Below are 17,178 nucleotides of genomic sequence, written 5' to 3' on the forward strand. Positions count from 1 at the left end.
TCAGGAGACGACGCTTTCCTTTCCGACCTTGATGTAGCCCAACTGTCGACGTCTGACGCCAGAATCTAGGTACGGTTAATAGGAAGGTCGATTTCGTTGGCTACACCTTGCCGAGCCGCTTGATCGCGGCGCCAAGAGGCCGCTCTCCCTCGCAATAGTCGTCCCAGGCGGTGAGTTTCCGAACCAGACCTGGAACCGTGCGAACAGTATATTTCATCGGATCCAAACCCTTCTTCACCTGCGACCAGGTCAGGGGCATCGAGACGGGCGCCCCCGGGCGGCCGCGTGGCGAGAGCGGGGCGACAGCGGTGGCCATGCGGTCGTTGCGTAGATAGTCGAGGAAGATGCGGCCCGTACGGTCCTTCTTGGCCATGGTGATCAGGAAGCGGTCAGGATCATCGTGGGCCATGGCTTTACAGACGTCCCGCGCAAAGGCCTTGGCCGTGGGCCAGTCGATTCCCTTGGCCTTCAACGGGGTGACGACATGCAGCCCCTTCCCGCCGGTCGTCTTGCAGAAGCTGACGAGACCGACATCGGTCAGCCGGTCGCGAACCTCCTTGGCGCTGCGGACGACTTCCTCGAACGCGACGTCGGGCGCCGGGTCGAGGTCGAACACGAGCCGGCCGGGCTGTTCGGGAGCGTAGGGCTCACTGTTCCACGGGTGAAGCTCAAGCGCGCCGGTCTGGCCAGCCGCGATCAGAGCCTCCACACGATCGAACTGAAGATAGGGCTTATGATCGCCCCAGACCGTGACCTCGGTGATCAAGGACGACTGGCCCTTGCCGGAGTGGCGCGGAAAGAACTTTTGATCCCCGTTGATCCCGTCGGGCATGCGGATCATCGAACAGGGGCGGCCCTTCACATGGCGCAGCATCCATTCCCCGACCGCCTCGTAGTATTGGGCCAGGTCCATCTTGGTCACCGGATGATCGTCGGCGGCGTCCGGCCACAAAACCTTGTCCGCATGGGATATGGTGATGCCCTGGACCACGGCCGAACCCTTGGGCCTCACGATGCGGGCCTGGCCATTGGCGGTCGGTTTCCCCTTGGCGGGAACGGGCTCGGCCAACTCGGTGACGGCGGCGTCGGCCGGGACCTCGGCCTCGACCTCCGCCGCGGGCTTGTCCTCACGCAGCCCCTTGAAGGCGGCCTGCCGGATTGAGCCATCGCCGGTGAAACCTGCGTATTCGATCTCGGCCACGAGCTCGGGTTCGACCCAATGAACGCCGACGGCCTTCTTGGGGGCGCCCTTTCCCGTGAATGGACTCTCCCGCGTCTCGAGCGCCTTGAGCCGGGGCATGATGCGAGCGACGGTCTCACGCCCAAAGCCGGTGCCGATCCGACCGACGTGGACCAGGGAGCCGTCTCGGTAGACCCCCGCGATCAGGGACCGGAAGGCGTCGCCCGTCGTGGTCCAACCGGCGATGACCACCTCATGGCCCTGGCGACATTTGGACTTGGTCCAGGTGTCGCTGCGCCCGGAGCGGTACGGGGCATCCAGGCGTTTGGACACGATGCCTTCGAGGTCCATGCGGCAGGCGGACAGGAGCACCGCATCGCCGGCCGTCACGAAATGATCGACGTAGCGCAGATTGGCGGGCGCCTTGTCGACGGCGACCTCAAGTCGAGCCTTGCGCGCGGAGAGCGGCAGGGGCCGCAGATCCTCGCCTCCCTCGAACAGAAGGTCGAAGATGTAGAAGACCAGGTTCTTCGTCCTGCCCTCGGAAATCGCCGCCTGCAGCGCTGCGAAATCCGGAGCCCCGGTCGCGTCCAGCGCGACGACCTCCCCGTCGTATATCCCGTCCCTGAGCGTCGCTCCGGCGGCGACGATCTCCGGGAATTTCGCCGACCAGTCGAGGCCTTTGCGGGTCAGAAGGGTCGCCTTGCCACCGACTGTGCGCAGCTGCATCCGGTAGCCGTCGAACTTGATCTCATGAGCCCAGGTCTCGCCTCGGGGCGGCTTCTCGGAGGATTTGGTCAGCTGAGGCTCGACGAAGGTCGGCAGGGTTGAAACGGGCTGGCCCTTGGCTTTTGATCGGGACACCGTTTTCACGGGCGGGGACTTCGTCCGTTTTGCCGAAGGCTGCGGAGCAGAGCTTTGCGCCTCACGACTGCTCTGCCAGACGGCGGCGGCGTCAGGCCCTACCGCCGTCATGAAGGGTTTCACCTTCCGGCGCTTGCCCTCGGCGATCTCGGCCATGGTGCGCTTTGACGCGACCGACTGGTCGGCGTCACTCGGGCCGCCGACATCCCCATCGACCGCGCCCTCGTCGCGATGTTTGATCAGCATCCACCCCGGCTTGGACTTGGAGACCTTATCAGCCTTGAACCGGACGAGGACCCAGGATCCGTGCAGTCGCTCGCCCTCCATGACGAACTTGAGCTCGCCCTTGGCCAAGGCCGCGCCGATATTTTCGAACCCCTTTTCGGGCGCCCAGCAACCGCGGTCCCACAGCATGACTGTGCCGCCGCCGTACTGGCCCTTGGGGATGGTCCCCTCGAAGTCGCCGTAGTCAAGCGGATGGTCCTCGACTTCCATGGCCAGGCGACGGTTCTTCGGGTCGAGCGAGGGTCCCTTGGGCACCGCCCAGGAGCGGAAGGTCCCTTCGTACTCGAGGCGCAGGTCGAAATGCAGATGACTGGCGGCATGCTTCTGGATCACGAAACGCAGGGCCTCGGACGGCACGACCCGGGCCGCCTCGCCCGAAGGTTCGGCCGTCTGCGAAAAGTCGCGCATGCGCTGGTAGGTCGCGAGTTTGGAAGGCGCCATGATGCTGATCCCGTACGTCCTCCTCGCTGAACGAACACGATCCCCACACGATCCCTGCAGATTTCAGCCCGCATGAATCCTTTTTGCGGCACAGGCGTTTGATCGGCAGGAGAGCGCCATGACCCCTCACGACACCCGCAGCTTCCGAGTCCATGCCCGCCATGTCGACGCCCACGATGCGCGGGTGGTCGAAGAGGCCTCATTCGAGGCGGCCGCAGTCGCCTATGTCGAGGATTTCCATCCTCCCGTGACCGATAGCCCGGACATCAGCGTCATCGTGCGCGATGTCGTCTCGGGGCACGAACACTGTTTCCGGATCGACCTGGAGACCGGGGACACGGCGCCCTGCGGCTAGGGAGCGATTCGTTCACGAGAGTCGTTGTGGTTCGAAACGGCCCAGAACCACGCAAAGGAACCTGTCATGGCGTCCCGTCCGAGTTGGCAAGGCCATCTGAGGCTGTCGCTCGTCACCTGCCCGGTGTCGCTCTACACCGCGACCAGTTCGGGCGGCGACGTCCACTTCAACCTGATCAATCCCAAGACGAACAACCGGATCAAGATGATCACGACGGATCCGGACACCGGGCCGATCGAGCGGTCGGACCTGGTCAAGGGTTATGAGGTCTCCAAGGGCGAATACATTCTTCTGACGGACGAGGAGATCAAGTCGGTCAGGCTGGAGAGCACTAAGACGATCGACATCGAGCGGTTCGTGCCCGGGGACGACATCGACCGCCTGTATTGGGACAACCCCTATTACCTCGCCCCCGACGGCAAGATGGCCCAGGAAGCTTTCGGGGTGATCCGAACCGCCATGGAACGCTCCGGCCAGATCGCGCTCGCGCGGGTCGTGATTTCGACCCGGGAACGGATCCTGGCGCTCGAACCGCGCGGCAAGGGCATCCTCGCCTACACGATCCGCACGGACGCCGAGGTTCGAAAGCCGGACGCGATTTTCGCCGGCATCAGCGACGCCGAGCCCGATGCCGACATGATCTCGATCGCGCAGCGCATCATCGAACAACGGGAGGGACCGTTCGACCCCAGCCTGTTCGTCGATCGATACGAGGAGGCGCTGAAAGCGTTGATCGAAGAGAAGCAGAAGGGCCACAAGCCGGCCAAGGTCGCCGAGCCCGAAGACACCAATGTGATCGATCTCATGTCGGCGCTCCGCGCAAGCCTCGGCGGCAAGACCAAACCCGCCGCCAAGAGCTCGAAGGCAAGGGCGAGGCCGGCCGAAAAGGCCGCTGCAAAACCGAGAGCGAACAAGAGCGCCTAATCCGTCCCCCCGGCCTTTCGGTAAGCCTTACGCGCCGCAACCACGGCGGACGTCGCGGCCTTGCGTCTCTGGACATAGACGGCCTGGGCTGCGGCGCGGGCGGCGTCCCGCTCTTCCTGTTGTCGATGGAACTCCGCTTCTTCGGCCTTTCGCGCCTTGTCGATCGCGCCGAGCGACGTCTCAGCCCGGGTTAAAGCCCCGCGATCCGGCGGCTGAGCTCTGGGTCTTGGGGGAGCGGTCTGTTTTGAAGCCGCCTTGACGACCTTTGGCTTGGGCGCATCGGGAAGGATGGGCAGACTGGTCGCTTCTTTGGCGAACGGCGCGTTCGTGCCGATCGCCCGCTTGAGCACGACGCCGGGCTGGGAGAGGGCAGCCGCGATCGACTCCGGATTATCGACCTCGTGGGCTTGACCGAAGGCGAACAAATCCTGCCGCGTTCCCCACGCTCGCAGGGCGGCGGCCCGGCTCGGAACAGCGACGATGGTGTCATAGAATCCAAACGGCGCCTGAAAAACCTTGAGGCGGCGCACCGGCGTCTTGCTCATCGTTGGTCCTGTCGTTTGGCGCCTCGACAATCGTCGGTCAGAGGGAGAAATTCCCGCCAAGCTTTTGAGGCGCCATGGGTTCGCGATCGTCGGAACGTGGACCGGTTCCGCGCTGGATCGACACTCCCTCAAGATGATCTCAGATCGAAGCGATCTGGTCGGCATCGCTCATACCGCTGTCATCGCCAAATCCCGTCGGCCTGCAGATTAGGCGGGGATTGGCGATAGTGTTCTCCCGGAACAGCGCTTGCGTTCGGCATCAGACTCTCCGGCGCCGCGCCGCGACGTCGTTCTATAAAGCCGACTCCACAATCGCATAACGCCGTGAGAGATTCCGACGGAACCAGGAGCATCGTCGATGGGAACGGCAAACATCACCGAGGAGGAGCTCGAAGCGTTCTACCAGAGGCTTCAGGGGCCTTTGGGTGAGGCGCTTCGACAAACGGGCGTCATCTTGGAACGCCGGATGCGCGATCGCGGTCTGTCGTGGGATGACCTGAGCGACGATCAGGTCGCTGACGCCTTCGTTTCGGCATTTACCGAAGCGGCGCTCGAAGCGTATCCCAACGCAAATCGATCCACGATCAATGACGCCCTGGCCGTCATGGCCGGCACCCTCAAGATGGAGTTGACCGCCAATGCTCCGGGTGGACGCGCGGTGAACTAGCCCCCCTCGGGATGGGGACTATGCAAGGCGGGCGCCTTCACAGCGCTCAGGTCCAGCGAAAACAGCAGAAGGCCTGTGTCGTCCGAAACCGTCATCGTCACCTCTTCGGCGACCCAGAATTGTAAACCGTCTTCACTCAGCAGTTCGCCGAGCGTTTGGATCGCCTGAACCTGCGCCTCTCGAACGCTGCCCAGGTCGGCGTCCCAGCTCTGACGCCCGTGAACCCCTGCATCGCTTTCAAACCGAAAAATCATGCCTCGCTTACGGACGTGGGCACGTTTGGTTCCGGCGCCCTTGATGGGGCCCAGAACACGAGAAAGCCGCCAGCCTCCAAAGGCTGGCGGCTCGGCTCCCACCAAGAAGACTGTTGTCGCCAACAATCGCCTCCGAAACCTAAATCACCGTGTCAGGTTCCTGTGCAGAGCAACTGGACCACAGAAAACCTCCTCAAATCGCGCGCTCGCGACGATCTACATCGCATCCAGGACGCCTTCGATCTGGTTGTCGTCGCCGGCTCCCTGAGAGTGGCCGTCCTCATCGACATGCGACGGGACGGTCTGACGACTGACCAACACCCGACACAGGAACAGGCTGACGGGTTGCTGAGTTTTTCTTCAGTTGAAAGGAGACACTCGTGATGGACGACAAAGCCAAAAGGGGCGGCGCCGATCGCCAACGCATCAGTTTGACCGAAGATTACGAAGTTCGAGACTGGGCGGCCAAGTTCGGTGTGAGCGAGACGCGCCTCCGCCAAGCCGTCGAAAAGGTCGGCGATCAGGCCGATGCCGTCGAACGGGAGCTGCGGGGCTGATGAAAAGCGATCGGGACGCTGAAGCCGCCCTGCCGCCAGGTGTCGCGAAGGGCCTCCGGCTGGATACGACTCCGAAAGAGCAACAGCTTCAAGCCGGCGGCATCGGGCCCGGCGGGCAGGTCGGTCCGGACCCCGCCACGCGCCGCGTTCAGGAAGGCCGGACTTACGCGAACGAAAACACGTCGGGCCAGGAGGGTCCGATCTCGGAGTCTTCTGCCACGACCCGTCCGACACGCCCGGATGGAGACGTTGGCGCCGCCCCGACGGTCGTCCCAGCATCCCCGCAACGGAGAGACGCTTGATGGAAAACTTTCCTTGGGGATTCGTCGTAATCGGCGGACCCGCTCTTCTTCTCTGCGTCATCGTCTACGGCTACCTACGCGGCGCAAAACGAGACAAAGAGATCGATCCCAATACGCCGGGCGATGACCCTTCAAAGGGTATGATGTAGGCTGTTCGGCGCTGTGGAGACGTCACGCGCTGTTCAATCTTCAGCGCCCGAGAACCGGTCGCCAGGCCCCTCTTTAGGATGGGCAGGGTGATGCGCTGGACGGCCTGGGCTTGAGGCCTGGCTTTCGGTCGGGGTCGAGACCTTTTGGACAAAGCCCATAGACCCTCGAGCGTTTGTCGAAGGCGTGGAACGGGCCGGCGCGGCGTTGGGAAAGGTCGCCTAACTCGGGGCGACCGACCTTCATCCGGACTGACGCCTTCAGAAGCCGAAATCGATCTGATTGGGCGCAACTGAGCGGCCGCGCCCTCTGGATTGGACCCGCACCTCGGGCGCCGGCGGCGCGGGCTCTGGTTTCCGATCCGCCGCCTGTGCAACGGGTCCGGACTTCGGCCGCCTCGGCATGCCGGGGAGACGCGGGCGCTCCGGCGGTCGGAACGCCGCCGTCGTGCGCGACCGCCTCCAGGCCATCACCTCCGTCTCCCACCAGCAGACACGGCCCGGCGAGAGGGATACGGGCTTGGGGAAGGCGTCGATTTGTTGAAGCCGCCACACTGTGGTGCGGCTGAGGCCGATAATAGCCTGGACCTCTCGCCAGTTCAGCATCCGGTCGTCCGGGCCGCCGATGTCCAAGTCTCTGACGTCATCCATGGCGGCGGCCTCGCGCGGCTGCTGGAGCGCCCGTTCTGAGCTCGGACACTTGCGAAAGCGCCCAGGCCCGCAGAAGGCCGCGAGGGTAATAGGGTTTGGCGCGCACATGCCGACACGGGGGACCGCCCGCCCCGACCGACCAGAGCCGCGCCAGGCTGGCGGGCTTGAGGCGAATGCCGAACGTTGCGAGGAAGGCGGACGCCTCCGTGCGGGTCAGCAGATCGTCCGCGTGATCGTCTATGAAGGCCGTATCACTCGGTTCGGGGATCATGGTTGCCCCTCCGCTCGGCTGCAGGCCCGCGACGACCGCACGTCTCGTCCTGCCGTCAGGGCGAGGAAACACTCAATCACTGTCGAGACGTACTGCTCCGTCTCGGGGATTCGCGGCACCCGACCTAGGCGCGCTACGCGCCCCGGTCCGGAATTATAGGCGGCCAGGGCCAGCCTGACGTCCTGAAACTGGGTCAACTGCTGCGCCAGATAGTTGGCGCCGCCCAGCAGATTTTCGATGGGGTTGAATCGATCTACGACCCCCAGGTCCCGGGCCGTGCCGGGCATGAGCTGCGTCAGACCCGCCGCGCCCGCCGGCGAGACCGCATCGGGTCGAAATCCGCTCTCCGTCAGCACCAAGGCCTGAAGCAGCTTCAAGTCGATATTGTGCCGCGCCGCCGCCTGCCTCATCGCCTCATGGAAGGGCGGATCAAGTTCGGGCAGTCGAACCGCCTCGTCCGTCCGATCGTCGAGGGGCTCGAACGGGGTGTTGGCGCCGAACAGATCGCCGCCGGCCGCGCGCCAGTCCGCCGTCTGGGCCCCGGCCGGCCACGGCGAAAGGATCAGCATCGAAGCCGCCGCCACGCTTAAGACGTCGAGACGCCGCCTCACCATGTCAGCACCAGACGGTAGACCCCCCGCAGGTCCGAGCGTCGGACCGGTCCGAAATACCGGCTGTCGAAGCTCGTCTCGGTGTCCCCGAGCAGAAACACCTCATCAGGCGACAGACGCCGGCACGCCGACCAGACCGGCAGCGTCGCGCCCCGCCGATCTGTGCGCGCCACCGGCGCCACCTGCGCCGGCAGGCGGATCCGGTCGTGATCCCGGCAGACCGGATCACCGCCCTGCGCCGCGACCCGTTTGATGAGCATCATGTCCGGGGGCGCGCCCAGACCGGCCAGATAGGCCCGCGCCGCCCGTGGCTGTTCCACCGCCGTGACGGCGCCCTGTTCGAGCTTGGCGCCGGGCTGACGCACGTACAGGCCGCGCGGCAGGCTCGCGCTTTCGTTGACGAGGGCGACATCGGGCCAAACGTCGGTGGCGCAGCCGAGCAGCCCGGCGGCGGCGCCTGTCCCCGCCAGAACAGCCCAGCCTTTCAAGGTCAGGAACCGGATCATGATGTATAGGGCTCCAGAATGAGATCGCGGGTGATCAGCACTCGCGCCAGGCCGCCGGCCCCGACGCGGATGGCCGGACGGACATCCAACTCCCGATCGATCAAGCGGCCGCCGACCCGTGCGCCTTCAATCGCGGCGGCGTCGCCGGCATCGCCCAGGAAGGACCCGCCGCCCCGCCCGCCGTCGTCCCGCGCCGCCTGCCCCAGGGTGGTGATGGCGCCGGCGAACAGGGCCGAGGTCGCCAGGGCGCCGAGGCGTCGGTCGATCCGTCCCTGAACTCCCGTCGCGCCCTGGGCGTCGACTCCGGGTTCGGCGTCAAGCATCAGGCTCTTGCCATTCGGCAGGATCAACCGCTCCCAGGTGAGAAAGGCGCGCCGGTCGCCATAGGCGCTGTCGCCTTCATGACGCCCGATCAGACGCGTCCCCTGGGGCAGCAGAAGATGACGCCCCGTCACGGTGTCGTAGATATTCTGGGTCACTGTCGCGATGACCGGGCCCGGCCGGCTTGTGTCCACGGCAGTGAGCAGAACGGCGGGGATCACGGAGCCGGCCTTGATTTCGTAAGGCGAGCGCGGCGCGGTGAGGACGTGGCGATTGTAGACGCCCCCGCCCTGGGTTGTCGCGCCGGGCGGGTGGTGGCGCATAGGGTCTCCGGAAGATCGGAGTGCATTCGGCGCCGGCTCCGTCGTATCGCTGCGGCGGGCGTCATCGCCGAAGAAGATCGCAGACCGGATCGCCAGCTGGCGCGTGTCAGGACCGCGTCTCGGGATCGCCTCCCGACGCGCTTCATTTGCATAGGCGGGTCGCGGCGAGACGGTCGGCGCCGGCGGCTCGACGTCAGGCGGATCCCCGGCGCCGCGAGGCTCGGGCAACCGATCATAGGTGGCCGGCTGTTCCACCACGACATCGGCGGGCCTTACGGCGCCCTGATGGGGATCGTCCCCCGCCTCCACAGCGCGGGATCGGGCCGCGTCACGCAGTTCCGGCTGGATGACGAACGCCCAGGTCAGGGAGCCCGCCAGAAGGACGCCGCCGACGCCGACCACGATCTGGATCATGGACCGGCGCAACCGCACGACCGGAGGCCGCGGCGCGCGACCGGTCAGATCGGGCGCTGGCGCCTTGCCGGATACAGAGCCTTCATTGGGAGGGGGCACGGTCATGGACGCGCGCCCAGGCGTCGAATCCGCACCACCTGAGGCCGTCGGTCCCCCAGGCGGAGCTCGGCTTGATCCAGAAGCTGGTCGACGACGAACAGACCGTCGGCCTGACGATAGTTGAGAAACTGGGCGTCACCGCTCGAACCCACACCGAACAGGGCCGGCGCTTCGGAGAGGGCCAGATCCGGGGCGAAGGCGATGAAGGTGCGCCGGCCGTCGTCGAAGACGGCGGTCGGAGTCCAGGCGGGCCGCCGCCCCATTGGCTCAATCCGGTAGCGGGCGTTCAACGGTCCTGACGGCGTGACGGGGCTCAGGCCGGCCGGCGCCTCCACTGCGGCCTCGACCGGTCGCTCGGTAAGGGGGACATCCCAGGCGACCGCCGGATTGAAGGTCTCGACCGGTCCGCTGCGCAGTGCGACCAGATACACCCGCTGATCGGTCATCAGCATCAGATTGGTCTCGAGCCCGCGCTGCAGAGGTTTGATGAGAACGTGCACCCGTCCGTCGGCCACGCCGCCGGACCGGACCTCTCCCAGCTGCCAGCGGACCGTATCGCCCGCGGCCTTGGACAGAAGCGCCTCGCCCGGCGCCAGGGTGAGCGACGTCACCCTCAACGGGGCGGTCCAGACCTCATAGATGCGCCCCGGCGCCCAACCGAACACCTGGACGCCGCCTTCGAAGCGGTCGGAGCGCGAGGCGGTGCGCGCCTCCAGATTGGCCTCGGCGATGGCGCGTCGCCCAAGTCGCGGCGTCTCGGCGGGCGCGGCCAGATAGGGCCGCGGCTCGGCAGGGCGCGCTGCAGAGGACGCCATGGCGACCGGCGCCCCGATCGCGCCCACCATGCTCGCCATAGCGGCGGTCGCGATCAAGACGCGTCGGGTGTCCATGACACATCCTCGATTTTCAGGCCCAGGGGGTTCTTCATCAGCTCCGCCTCGGTGCGGGGCGGCTGGAGGGTGGTGGTGATCAAGGCGCGCCAGCGGTCGCTGCCGGCCGGCTGGCCGTTGACGAACCGGGTTTCGCGCCACTGCAGATCGAATGTGCGGCCCGACCGGCGCACGACGTTCAGCACCTGCACATTGACCGCCTCTCGCCCCACGTCCGCGAACGGGTCGTGAGCCTGAGCCCAGCCGTTGAGGAAGCCGGCGGCCTTGGGCGTCAGCAGATCATAGGCGCGCAGCCAGTTCTGTCGCAGTACGATCGGATCGATGCTCTTGGACCGGACATCGCGGATCCATCCCGAGAGGGCGTAGCCGATCTGGGCGTCGTTGGGCTCGTAGCGTCCGCCGAGGGCGGTGATCCGCTGGGTCTCGCCCCAGTCCGACACCTCGACCACAAAGGGTTTGACGACAGCCCGATCCGCCTGGGCCCACCAGCCCGCGCCGAGAAACGCCGCCAAGGCGAGGTTGGCCGCGGCGAACCGGCGCCAGTTCCGGGCATGGGATAGAGAAAGGCCCATGCGATCGTCCCAGACCTGGCCTGCGCGTTGATAGGGCGTGGAGTCCGGCGCGGAGGTCAAAGGCCGCCGTGGTCGAAAGAAGGGATGCATCTCACGTCTCCTCGGTGTTCAGACGGGGGGAAAGGACGCCGCTCGTTTCGCTGGACGGCATCAGGCTGCGACCGGCGTTGGCGACGAAGAAGGCTTGGAGGGCGTGACCGCGTCGGGTCTGGGAGGGGGCTCGCCCGCCCTCGCTCTCTGCCGCGGCGGCCTTGTGGAAGGCGGTTCGCGCCGCCGCCGCTTCGCGGTCGCGATGGGATTGCGGTCGTTGGGGGCCTGCGGAGGGGTCGACTCCATCGATCGCCGTCGCCGCCTTGTCTGCATCTTTCGCGCCCGTGCGGGCGCCCCCGCTCGGCGCAGCGCCCCCGGCAGGTCCCGGCTTTCCTGATCCGGAGGGCGGAGCGCCGGACGCGGCGCCGCCCCGTGGCGGCGCCGCAGGCGGGCTTGTTGACCGGCCTGCACCTGCCCCCGCCGCAGCTTGGGAGGACCCGGCGATACGCCCGGCGCCCCCGCTCCCTGCGGCGCCCAACCCGGCGAGGCCTGCCGCGGCGACAAGCCCGGCGCCCCCGACGGCGAGACCGCCGGTCATGGCCGCCCCGGCGCCGAGGGCGGGTCCGCCGGTGACGAGGGCGGACGCGAGGTTGGGAATGAAAATCGCCAGCATGGCCAGAAGAATGGCCGCCACCAAGATGCTGAGCGCCTCGTAGATATCGGGTTGGGTCGAGGGCTGAAGCTGATCGAAGACGGTCCGCGCGCCCGACACGACGATCGCCAGCGCCAGGACCTTGAGGCCGGACGAAACGACGTAGCCCAGCGGCCGCTCGGCGAGGAAGGCGGTGCGGCTCCAGATTCCGAAGGGCAGAAGGACGAAGCCGCCCAGGGTCACGATCTTGAACTCCAGAAGCGCCACGATGATCTGGAGCGCCAGCACGGCGAAGGCCAGCATGATGCCGATCATGGCCACGCTCAGGATCAGGGCGTCAGCCAGATTGCCGACGACATCGAGGGGATTGTCCGCCGCCCTCGGCGTCTCCCCGATGGCCTTGACGATCGCCCATCCCTGCGCGAGCACGGCTCCGGGATTGAGGAAGTCTTCGCGCGCCAGGGACCCGCCGCCCGCGGTCAGGCCCAGTTCGATGAAGCCGGCGTAGAGCGTTTCCGCCAGCTGCTGCCAGTCATTGATCAGCCAGGCGAAGGCGCCGACGAGGAGCACCTTACCGAACCCCGCCGCCAAGACGTCGCGGCCGGGAGACAACGCCCACTGTATGCCGGTCAGGGCGACGACCAGGGCGATCATCAGCCCGAAGACGCCGGCGACCGATCCCTCCAGGGCCGCGAAGCCGGCCGAGACGGTGTTCGAAAACACCACCATCAGCTCGTTGGGCGTGTCCATGCCGACGGCCATCGGATCAGTCTCGCGCGCGAGCCAAGGGATCGAACCGGGGCGGGGCCGGGACCGCGGTCGTTCCGCCCCATGCCTGGCGCCGCGCCGCATCGCCGGCCGCGCGATCGGCCTCCGCCCGGGCAGCCTGTTCCGCCATCAGCCGGGACTGCGCCAGCATGATGCCGCGAAGGGCCGCCAGATCCTCCGCCAGCACCGCAAGAATCTGGTTGGAGGATTGCACCGCCGCCGTCTGCCCTTGGGCCGACTGGCTGGCGGACAAGGCGCCGCTCAGACGGCTCGACCGGCCGGCGCCCAGCCGCTCCAGCTCGGCGGCATGACGCGCCAGATCGCCGGCCGTGCGCCGCGCGGTGTCGCTTCGCGCCCGTCCCTGTTCGATAAGATCAAGGACGCCGGAGGCGGACGGATCGTCGGGGTAGAGGCTGTCGAACTGACGCTCGAGGCCTGAGACCGTCGTGGCCAGGCCCTGGGCGCTGCGGGCCAAGGCCGCCATGTCCTGGAGAGTCTGACTGTTCTGCGTCAGGTGGCTGTAAGGCGACGACGCCAGGCTGCGCGCCTCGTTGGCGAGGCTTTCTAGCTGCCGGGCGGCCTGAAGCGCGTTTTCGAGATGGTTTCGCGGATCATAGACGACCATCTGGGCGGCGACCGGCGCCGCGCAAAACGCGGTGACCAGGGTCGCCACGGCGGCGGTGAGGATCACAAGTCTATTCCGCGGCGAGCGGTCGGGCGTATGCGTCGAGAACGGCGTCGACATTGCGCACTCCTTTGGCGTTGAGAAATTCCCGCGCGAAACCGGACGGCCCGACCGTGTCCAGGACAGTGTCGATCAGTCGCTGGTCCTCGGGAGTGCCTGCCCCGCAGAGGGCCAGGGCCACGCCGGTCAGGCGCAGATCAAACAGGCGCCGCCCCCGGGGCTGACGCCAGTAATAGGCGCGCTTGGGCGGGGCGAAGGCGATCAGCTCCAACTGCCGCCGGGTGAGGCCGAAAGCACGGTAGAGCGCGGCCGAGGCGGGTTCGAGCGCGCGGGGATTGGGCAGGAAGACCTGGGTGGGGCAGCTTTCGATGAGGGTGGCGGCGATGGAAGACGCCGCAACGTCGTCCAGACTCTGGGTGGCGAACACGACCGCGACGCGCTTCTTGCGCAGGGTCTTCAACCACTCCCGGATCTTGGCGGCGAAGGCCCCCTGCCCCAGGAACAGCCAGGCCTCGTCCAGAATCAACAGGGTCGGCCGCCCGTCGAAGCTGGCCTCAAGCTGGTGGAACAGGGCCGACAGGACGGGGGCCGTGACCGATGGCGTGGCCATCAGGGTTTCGAGTTCGAAGGTGTCGAACCGGCTCACGCTTAGACCGCTGTCGGCGCCGTCGAGAAGACTGCCGTGCGGTCCTTTCAGCGTCAGCGGCTCCAGCGCGGCGACGATCGCGCGATGCTGCACCAGGGCGCAGAAGACCGTGAGGGTGCGCTGATCGCGCGGCGCCTCGGCCAGCGCATTGAGCGCCGACCAGATTTCCTCGCGCAGGTCCGGCACCGGCTCCAGACCGGCGAACCGGATCGCCTCGCCGAGCCATTCCGCCGCCCAGGCGCGCTCGGCCGGATCGTCGATGTCGGCCAACGGCTGCAAGGAGACCGCACCGCCCGGCTCGAGGGCGCGCCAGCATCCGCCTGCGGCAAGCGTCGCCGCCCGCGCGGACCGGCCCTTGTCGAAGAAGATCACCCTGGCGCCTGGATAGCGAAACCACTGCAGCGCCAGAAAGGCCAGCAAGGCGCTTTTTCCCGCCCCCGTGGGGCCGACGATCATGGCGTGTCCGACATCCCCCACATGGAGGACGAGCCGAAACGGAGTGGAGCCTGTGGTGCGCGCCGTCGCCAGCGGAGGCCCCGCGAGCGCGGCATCGGCCAGCGGACCGGCCCAGACGGCGGAAACGGGCAAGAGGTCGGCAAGGTTCAACGTCGAGACCAAGGGGCGTCGGACATCGGCATAGGGCTCGCCCGGCTGGGACCCCAGCCAGGCCTCCACGGCATTGAGGTCCTCAATCCGCGCCACCAGCCCCTGTGCGTTCAGGGCCGCCTCCACAGCACGGGCTTTGTTCGCCGCCCCCGTCTCGGTCTCGTCCAGCACGGTGACCGTCAGCGTCAGATACCCATAGGCGCAGGCGTCGGACCCAAGGGCCGCCAAGGCGCCGTCGCATTCCTCGGTCTTGGACACGGAGTCGGTATCGAGAAGCGGCGTCTCCTCCTTGGTGATGGCCTCGCGCAGCAGGACGCCCACCCCTTTGCGCTTGGCGAACCAGCGCTTGCGCAGCTTGACGATTTCCAGCTCTGCGGCCGATTTGTCGAGCGCGATCCAACGGGCGGTCCAGCGATAGGCGAAGGGCAGCGCGCCCAGCGCATCCAGCAGGCCCGGTCGGGTGGTCGACGGCAGGCTACGGACGGACACCACCTTGAGCCAAAGGTCGCCTAGGCGGGGCGCCACACCACCGGTCAGCGGGGTCTCCGCCAACCAAGCATCGAGAAACATGGGCGGATCAGGCGGCGCCAGTGTGAGCGTTCGGTCCGACACGCCGTCATGCAGCCAGGACAGCAGGGCCGCATCGTCCAGTCGCTCGATCTCGTCGAGCGCATCCGTCAGCAGGTCGAAGGTGGCGTCGGCCTCGCGACGGAACTGTTCGAGCGCCAAACGCCAATCGCCGGACCGCGCCGCCAGCCCATCGAAAAGCCAGCGTTCCATTCGCCGGCTGTCGTCGACCGGAGGCAGCCAGGTCAGGGCGAGGCGGTAGTCGGTCTCGAAGGCGGGGTCGGCCTCGTCGAACCGGTTGCGGCGTTCGGCGTCGACCAGCCAGGCGACATCGAGGTCGAAGTCGCTCTCAGGATAGGCGGCCGCCGGTCTGCGGCGCGCCTCGACATGGAGGCACCAACCGGTGCCCAGACGGCGCAGCGCATTGTTCAGTCGCGCCCGCACCGCCATCAGCTCTTCCTCGGTCGAGGATTCGAGATCCGGACCGCGGAAGCGAAAGCCGCAGGTGAAGGACCCGTCCTTGTTAAGGACGACGCCTGGCGCGATCATCGCCGCCCAGGGCAGATGGTCCGCCAGACTGGCAGGACGCCGTTGATGGTCGTCGAGAAACCGCATCCCCTCCTCACGCGTCCAGGTGACCGGGCAGGGCGAGATGTCGCCGCAGCACGTCGAAGAAGCGGGGATCGGACCGGGCGGCCCACAGACCGATCGCGTGTGCGACCGCCCACCACAGGAGACCCAGCCACCAGATGCGCAGGGCCAGACCCAGAACCAGGGCGATGGTTCCCATGGCGATGGCGTAGTCACGGGGCATGCCCGCCATCAGCACCGGCGCCGCGAGCGCTTGGGCCACGGGAAGGTCCCAGCCTTCAGGTCGGGGATCGCCGGCGGCCGCCATCACGCGATCTCCATCCCGCCGGCGAAGCCGAAGAAGTCAAGGAAGAAGGTGGAAGCGGCGAAGGCGATGCAGAGGCCGAACATGATGCCCAGGCCCCGTCTCATCGACGACCCGTTTTCACTCATGGCGACCCCCGCGCCGAAGACGACCACAGCCACGACCGCGGCGGCCTGGACCACAGGTCCCGTGATCGACTGAACCACCTGCTGGAGTGGCCCTTCCCACGGCATGCCGGATCCGCCGGCGAAGGCCGGCCCGGCGGCCAGCAAGGCACAGGTTATCGCTGCGCCGCCGAGGCGGCGTGAAAGATGTCCACGCATCGTCTGCTTCCTGAAATGTCAGGGCTTTTCACCCCGTCCCACCTCATTGCAAACAGACTTATCCACAGACGTCAAACAGTTTTTTCGAGCTTTTTCAACAACTTGCCTACAACTCAGACGGAAGTCTCGCCAAGTCTCGTCCGTCGTTCACTCAAAGGTTTCAACCCCAAGAGGATTTCCCTTCTTCCAAGTCGTCACAAGTCGACGCGCGCTCGGCGCAAGCGCGACCGTCTGGTCGCCTGCGTTTCACTCAGGGCCAACAGGCGGACGGCCGCCAAGGACGGGCCTCACAGACCGACCACATCGGCGACGGCGACGATTGCGCCTCAGCGGGTCAGCTCTGCGGGGTGGCAAGCCGTGGCGTCGGCGCTTCGCGAAGATGGGCAAGAGGCTCGGTGACGATCGGCGATCGCAAACGGGTTTCTCGAACGGTCCGTCCGTCGCCCGCTGCGTGGCCGAACCGTTCGGTTACGACTTGGAGGCGACGCTCGCGCAAACTGACGATCAAACGCGTCGTCTCGGCGGCCCTCCAGGCTGACGGCCGCAATGCCGGTCAAGGGAAATTTGATCCAACCCGCCCGAACGCCGCAGTCTTCCACGGTTTGAAGCCGCTCAGCGACCGATCGGCAGGCCTCGGGGGAAGATGCTGGGCACATGCGCCTCTTATTAAGGCCTGCCCTTCCTTGGAAGGTCACAGCGCCTCTAATGAAAGGCTGCGATTAATCAGAGCCATTCCCATTGCCTGATCATCGTCTGGATGTGGTTAGCTTTCGATAGGCCGAAGGCTGGTCCGCAGCCTTCACTCGGCTCAGACCGTCACACGGAGAT

19 protein-coding genes are annotated in these 17,178 nt (G+C 66.7%); 4 read left to right on the top strand and 15 right to left on the bottom strand.

Annotated features, from left to right (window positions below; genetic code table 11):
* Window positions 1-100: 100 nt before the first annotated feature.
* A complete protein-coding gene (ligD, locus tag ACP693_RS13995; RefSeq protein WP_426020315.1) occupies window positions 101-2,770 on the bottom strand; it encodes a DNA ligase D in 2,670 nt (889 codons plus the stop codon).
* A gap of 118 nt (window positions 2,771-2,888) precedes the next feature.
* Here ligD and ACP693_RS14000 point away from each other — a divergent pair, with 118 nt between their 5' ends.
* Together ACP693_RS14000 and ACP693_RS14005 are read left to right on the top strand one after the other, a co-directional pair.
* Entirely contained in the window at window positions 2,889-3,125 is a 237-nt protein-coding gene (locus tag ACP693_RS14000; RefSeq protein WP_426020316.1) for a DUF5961 family protein, read from the top strand.
* Window positions 3,126-3,191: 66 nt separating this feature from the next.
* Complete coding sequence (locus tag ACP693_RS14005) at window positions 3,192-4,049, top strand: Ku protein (RefSeq protein WP_426020317.1); 858 nt, start codon at window positions 3,192-3,194, stop codon at window positions 4,047-4,049.
* Here ACP693_RS14005 and ACP693_RS14010 read toward each other — a convergent pair.
* Window positions 4,046-4,594 (bottom strand): hypothetical protein, encoded by a 549-nt coding sequence (locus ACP693_RS14010; protein ID WP_426020318.1) that lies wholly within the window; start codon window positions 4,592-4,594, stop codon window positions 4,046-4,048. The genes ACP693_RS14005 and ACP693_RS14010 overlap by 4 nt on opposite strands.
* A 358-nt stretch (window positions 4,595-4,952) precedes the next feature.
* Here ACP693_RS14010 and ACP693_RS14015 point away from each other — a divergent pair, with 358 nt between their 5' ends.
* Complete coding sequence (locus ACP693_RS14015) at window positions 4,953-5,261, top strand: hypothetical protein (protein ID WP_426020319.1); 309 nt, start codon at window positions 4,953-4,955, stop codon at window positions 5,259-5,261.
* Here ACP693_RS14015 and ACP693_RS14020 read toward each other — a convergent pair.
* Complete coding sequence (locus ACP693_RS14020) at window positions 5,258-5,638, bottom strand: DUF6894 family protein (RefSeq protein WP_426020320.1); 381 nt, start codon at window positions 5,636-5,638, stop codon at window positions 5,258-5,260. The two genes, ACP693_RS14015 and ACP693_RS14020, sit on opposite strands and share 4 nt — an antisense overlap.
* 260 nt (window positions 5,639-5,898) lie before the next feature.
* Between ACP693_RS14020 and ACP693_RS14025 the strand changes: the two genes are divergently transcribed.
* On the top strand, window positions 5,899-6,072 hold the full coding sequence (locus ACP693_RS14025) for a DUF3606 domain-containing protein (RefSeq protein ID WP_426020321.1): 174 nt from the start codon (window positions 5,899-5,901) through the stop codon (window positions 6,070-6,072).
* 709 nt (window positions 6,073-6,781) lie between these two features.
* On the opposite strand, the gene ACP693_RS14030 is transcribed toward ACP693_RS14025, so the two are convergent.
* The 12 genes from ACP693_RS14030 to ACP693_RS14085 are packed head-to-tail and all read right to left on the bottom strand — an operon-like array spanning window position 6,782 to window position 16,350.
* A complete protein-coding gene (locus ACP693_RS14030) occupies window positions 6,782-7,171 on the bottom strand; it encodes a helix-turn-helix transcriptional regulator (RefSeq protein ID WP_426020322.1) in 390 nt (129 codons plus the stop codon).
* Window positions 7,164-7,442: a hypothetical protein gene (locus ACP693_RS14035; protein ID WP_426020323.1), complete on the bottom strand. Its 279-nt coding sequence runs from the start codon at window positions 7,440-7,442 to the stop codon at window positions 7,164-7,166. Before ACP693_RS14035 ends, ACP693_RS14030 begins: the two co-directional genes overlap by 8 nt.
* Complete coding sequence (locus ACP693_RS14040; RefSeq protein WP_426020324.1) at window positions 7,439-8,011, bottom strand: lytic transglycosylase domain-containing protein; 573 nt, start codon at window positions 8,009-8,011, stop codon at window positions 7,439-7,441. The genes ACP693_RS14035 and ACP693_RS14040 overlap by 4 nt, the downstream gene beginning before the upstream one ends.
* A 38-nt stretch (window positions 8,012-8,049) precedes the next feature.
* Window positions 8,050-8,559 carry a S26 family signal peptidase gene (locus ACP693_RS14045; protein WP_426020325.1) on the bottom strand — a complete coding sequence of 170 codons (510 nt, stop codon included), beginning with the start codon at window positions 8,557-8,559 and terminating at the stop codon, window positions 8,050-8,052.
* A complete protein-coding gene (locus ACP693_RS14050) occupies window positions 8,556-9,722 on the bottom strand; it encodes a TrbI/VirB10 family protein (protein ID WP_426020326.1) in 1,167 nt (388 codons plus the stop codon). Before ACP693_RS14050 ends, ACP693_RS14045 begins: the two co-directional genes overlap by 4 nt.
* Entirely contained in the window at window positions 9,719-10,606 is an 888-nt protein-coding gene (locus ACP693_RS14055; RefSeq protein WP_426020327.1) for a TrbG/VirB9 family P-type conjugative transfer protein, read from the bottom strand. The genes ACP693_RS14050 and ACP693_RS14055 overlap by 4 nt, the downstream gene beginning before the upstream one ends.
* Entirely contained in the window at window positions 10,585-11,268 is a 684-nt protein-coding gene (gene trbF / locus ACP693_RS14060) for a conjugal transfer protein TrbF (protein WP_426020328.1), read from the bottom strand. The genes ACP693_RS14055 and trbF overlap by 22 nt, the downstream gene beginning before the upstream one ends.
* Window position 11,269: 1 nt before the next feature.
* A complete protein-coding gene (locus ACP693_RS14065; protein ID WP_426020329.1) occupies window positions 11,270-12,622 on the bottom strand; it encodes a type IV secretion system protein in 1,353 nt (450 codons plus the stop codon).
* A gap of 4 nt (window positions 12,623-12,626) precedes the next feature.
* The gene (locus tag ACP693_RS14070; RefSeq protein ID WP_426020331.1) at window positions 12,627-13,319 is read right to left on the bottom strand and encodes a conjugal transfer protein TrbJ; all 693 of its coding nucleotides are present in this window, start codon (window positions 13,317-13,319) and stop codon (window positions 12,627-12,629) included.
* Between the two features lie 4 nt (window positions 13,320-13,323).
* Window positions 13,324-15,747 carry a conjugal transfer protein TrbE gene (trbE, locus tag ACP693_RS14075; RefSeq protein ID WP_426020332.1) on the bottom strand — a complete coding sequence of 808 codons (2,424 nt, stop codon included), beginning with the start codon at window positions 15,745-15,747 and terminating at the stop codon, window positions 13,324-13,326.
* Window positions 15,748-15,754: 7 nt separating this feature from the next.
* Window positions 15,755-16,030 carry a VirB3 family type IV secretion system protein gene (locus ACP693_RS14080; RefSeq protein WP_426050121.1) on the bottom strand — a complete coding sequence of 92 codons (276 nt, stop codon included), beginning with the start codon at window positions 16,028-16,030 and terminating at the stop codon, window positions 15,755-15,757.
* Window positions 16,030-16,350, bottom strand: coding sequence for a TrbC/VirB2 family protein (locus ACP693_RS14085; protein ID WP_372691200.1), 321 nt, complete (start codon window positions 16,348-16,350; stop codon window positions 16,030-16,032). Before ACP693_RS14085 ends, ACP693_RS14080 begins: the two co-directional genes overlap by 1 nt.
* Window positions 16,351-17,178: the final 828 nt, after the last annotated feature.

Source organism: Brevundimonas sp. TWP1-3 (assembly GCF_049896085.1).
Classification (GTDB): Bacteria; Pseudomonadota; Alphaproteobacteria; order Caulobacterales; family Caulobacteraceae; genus Brevundimonas.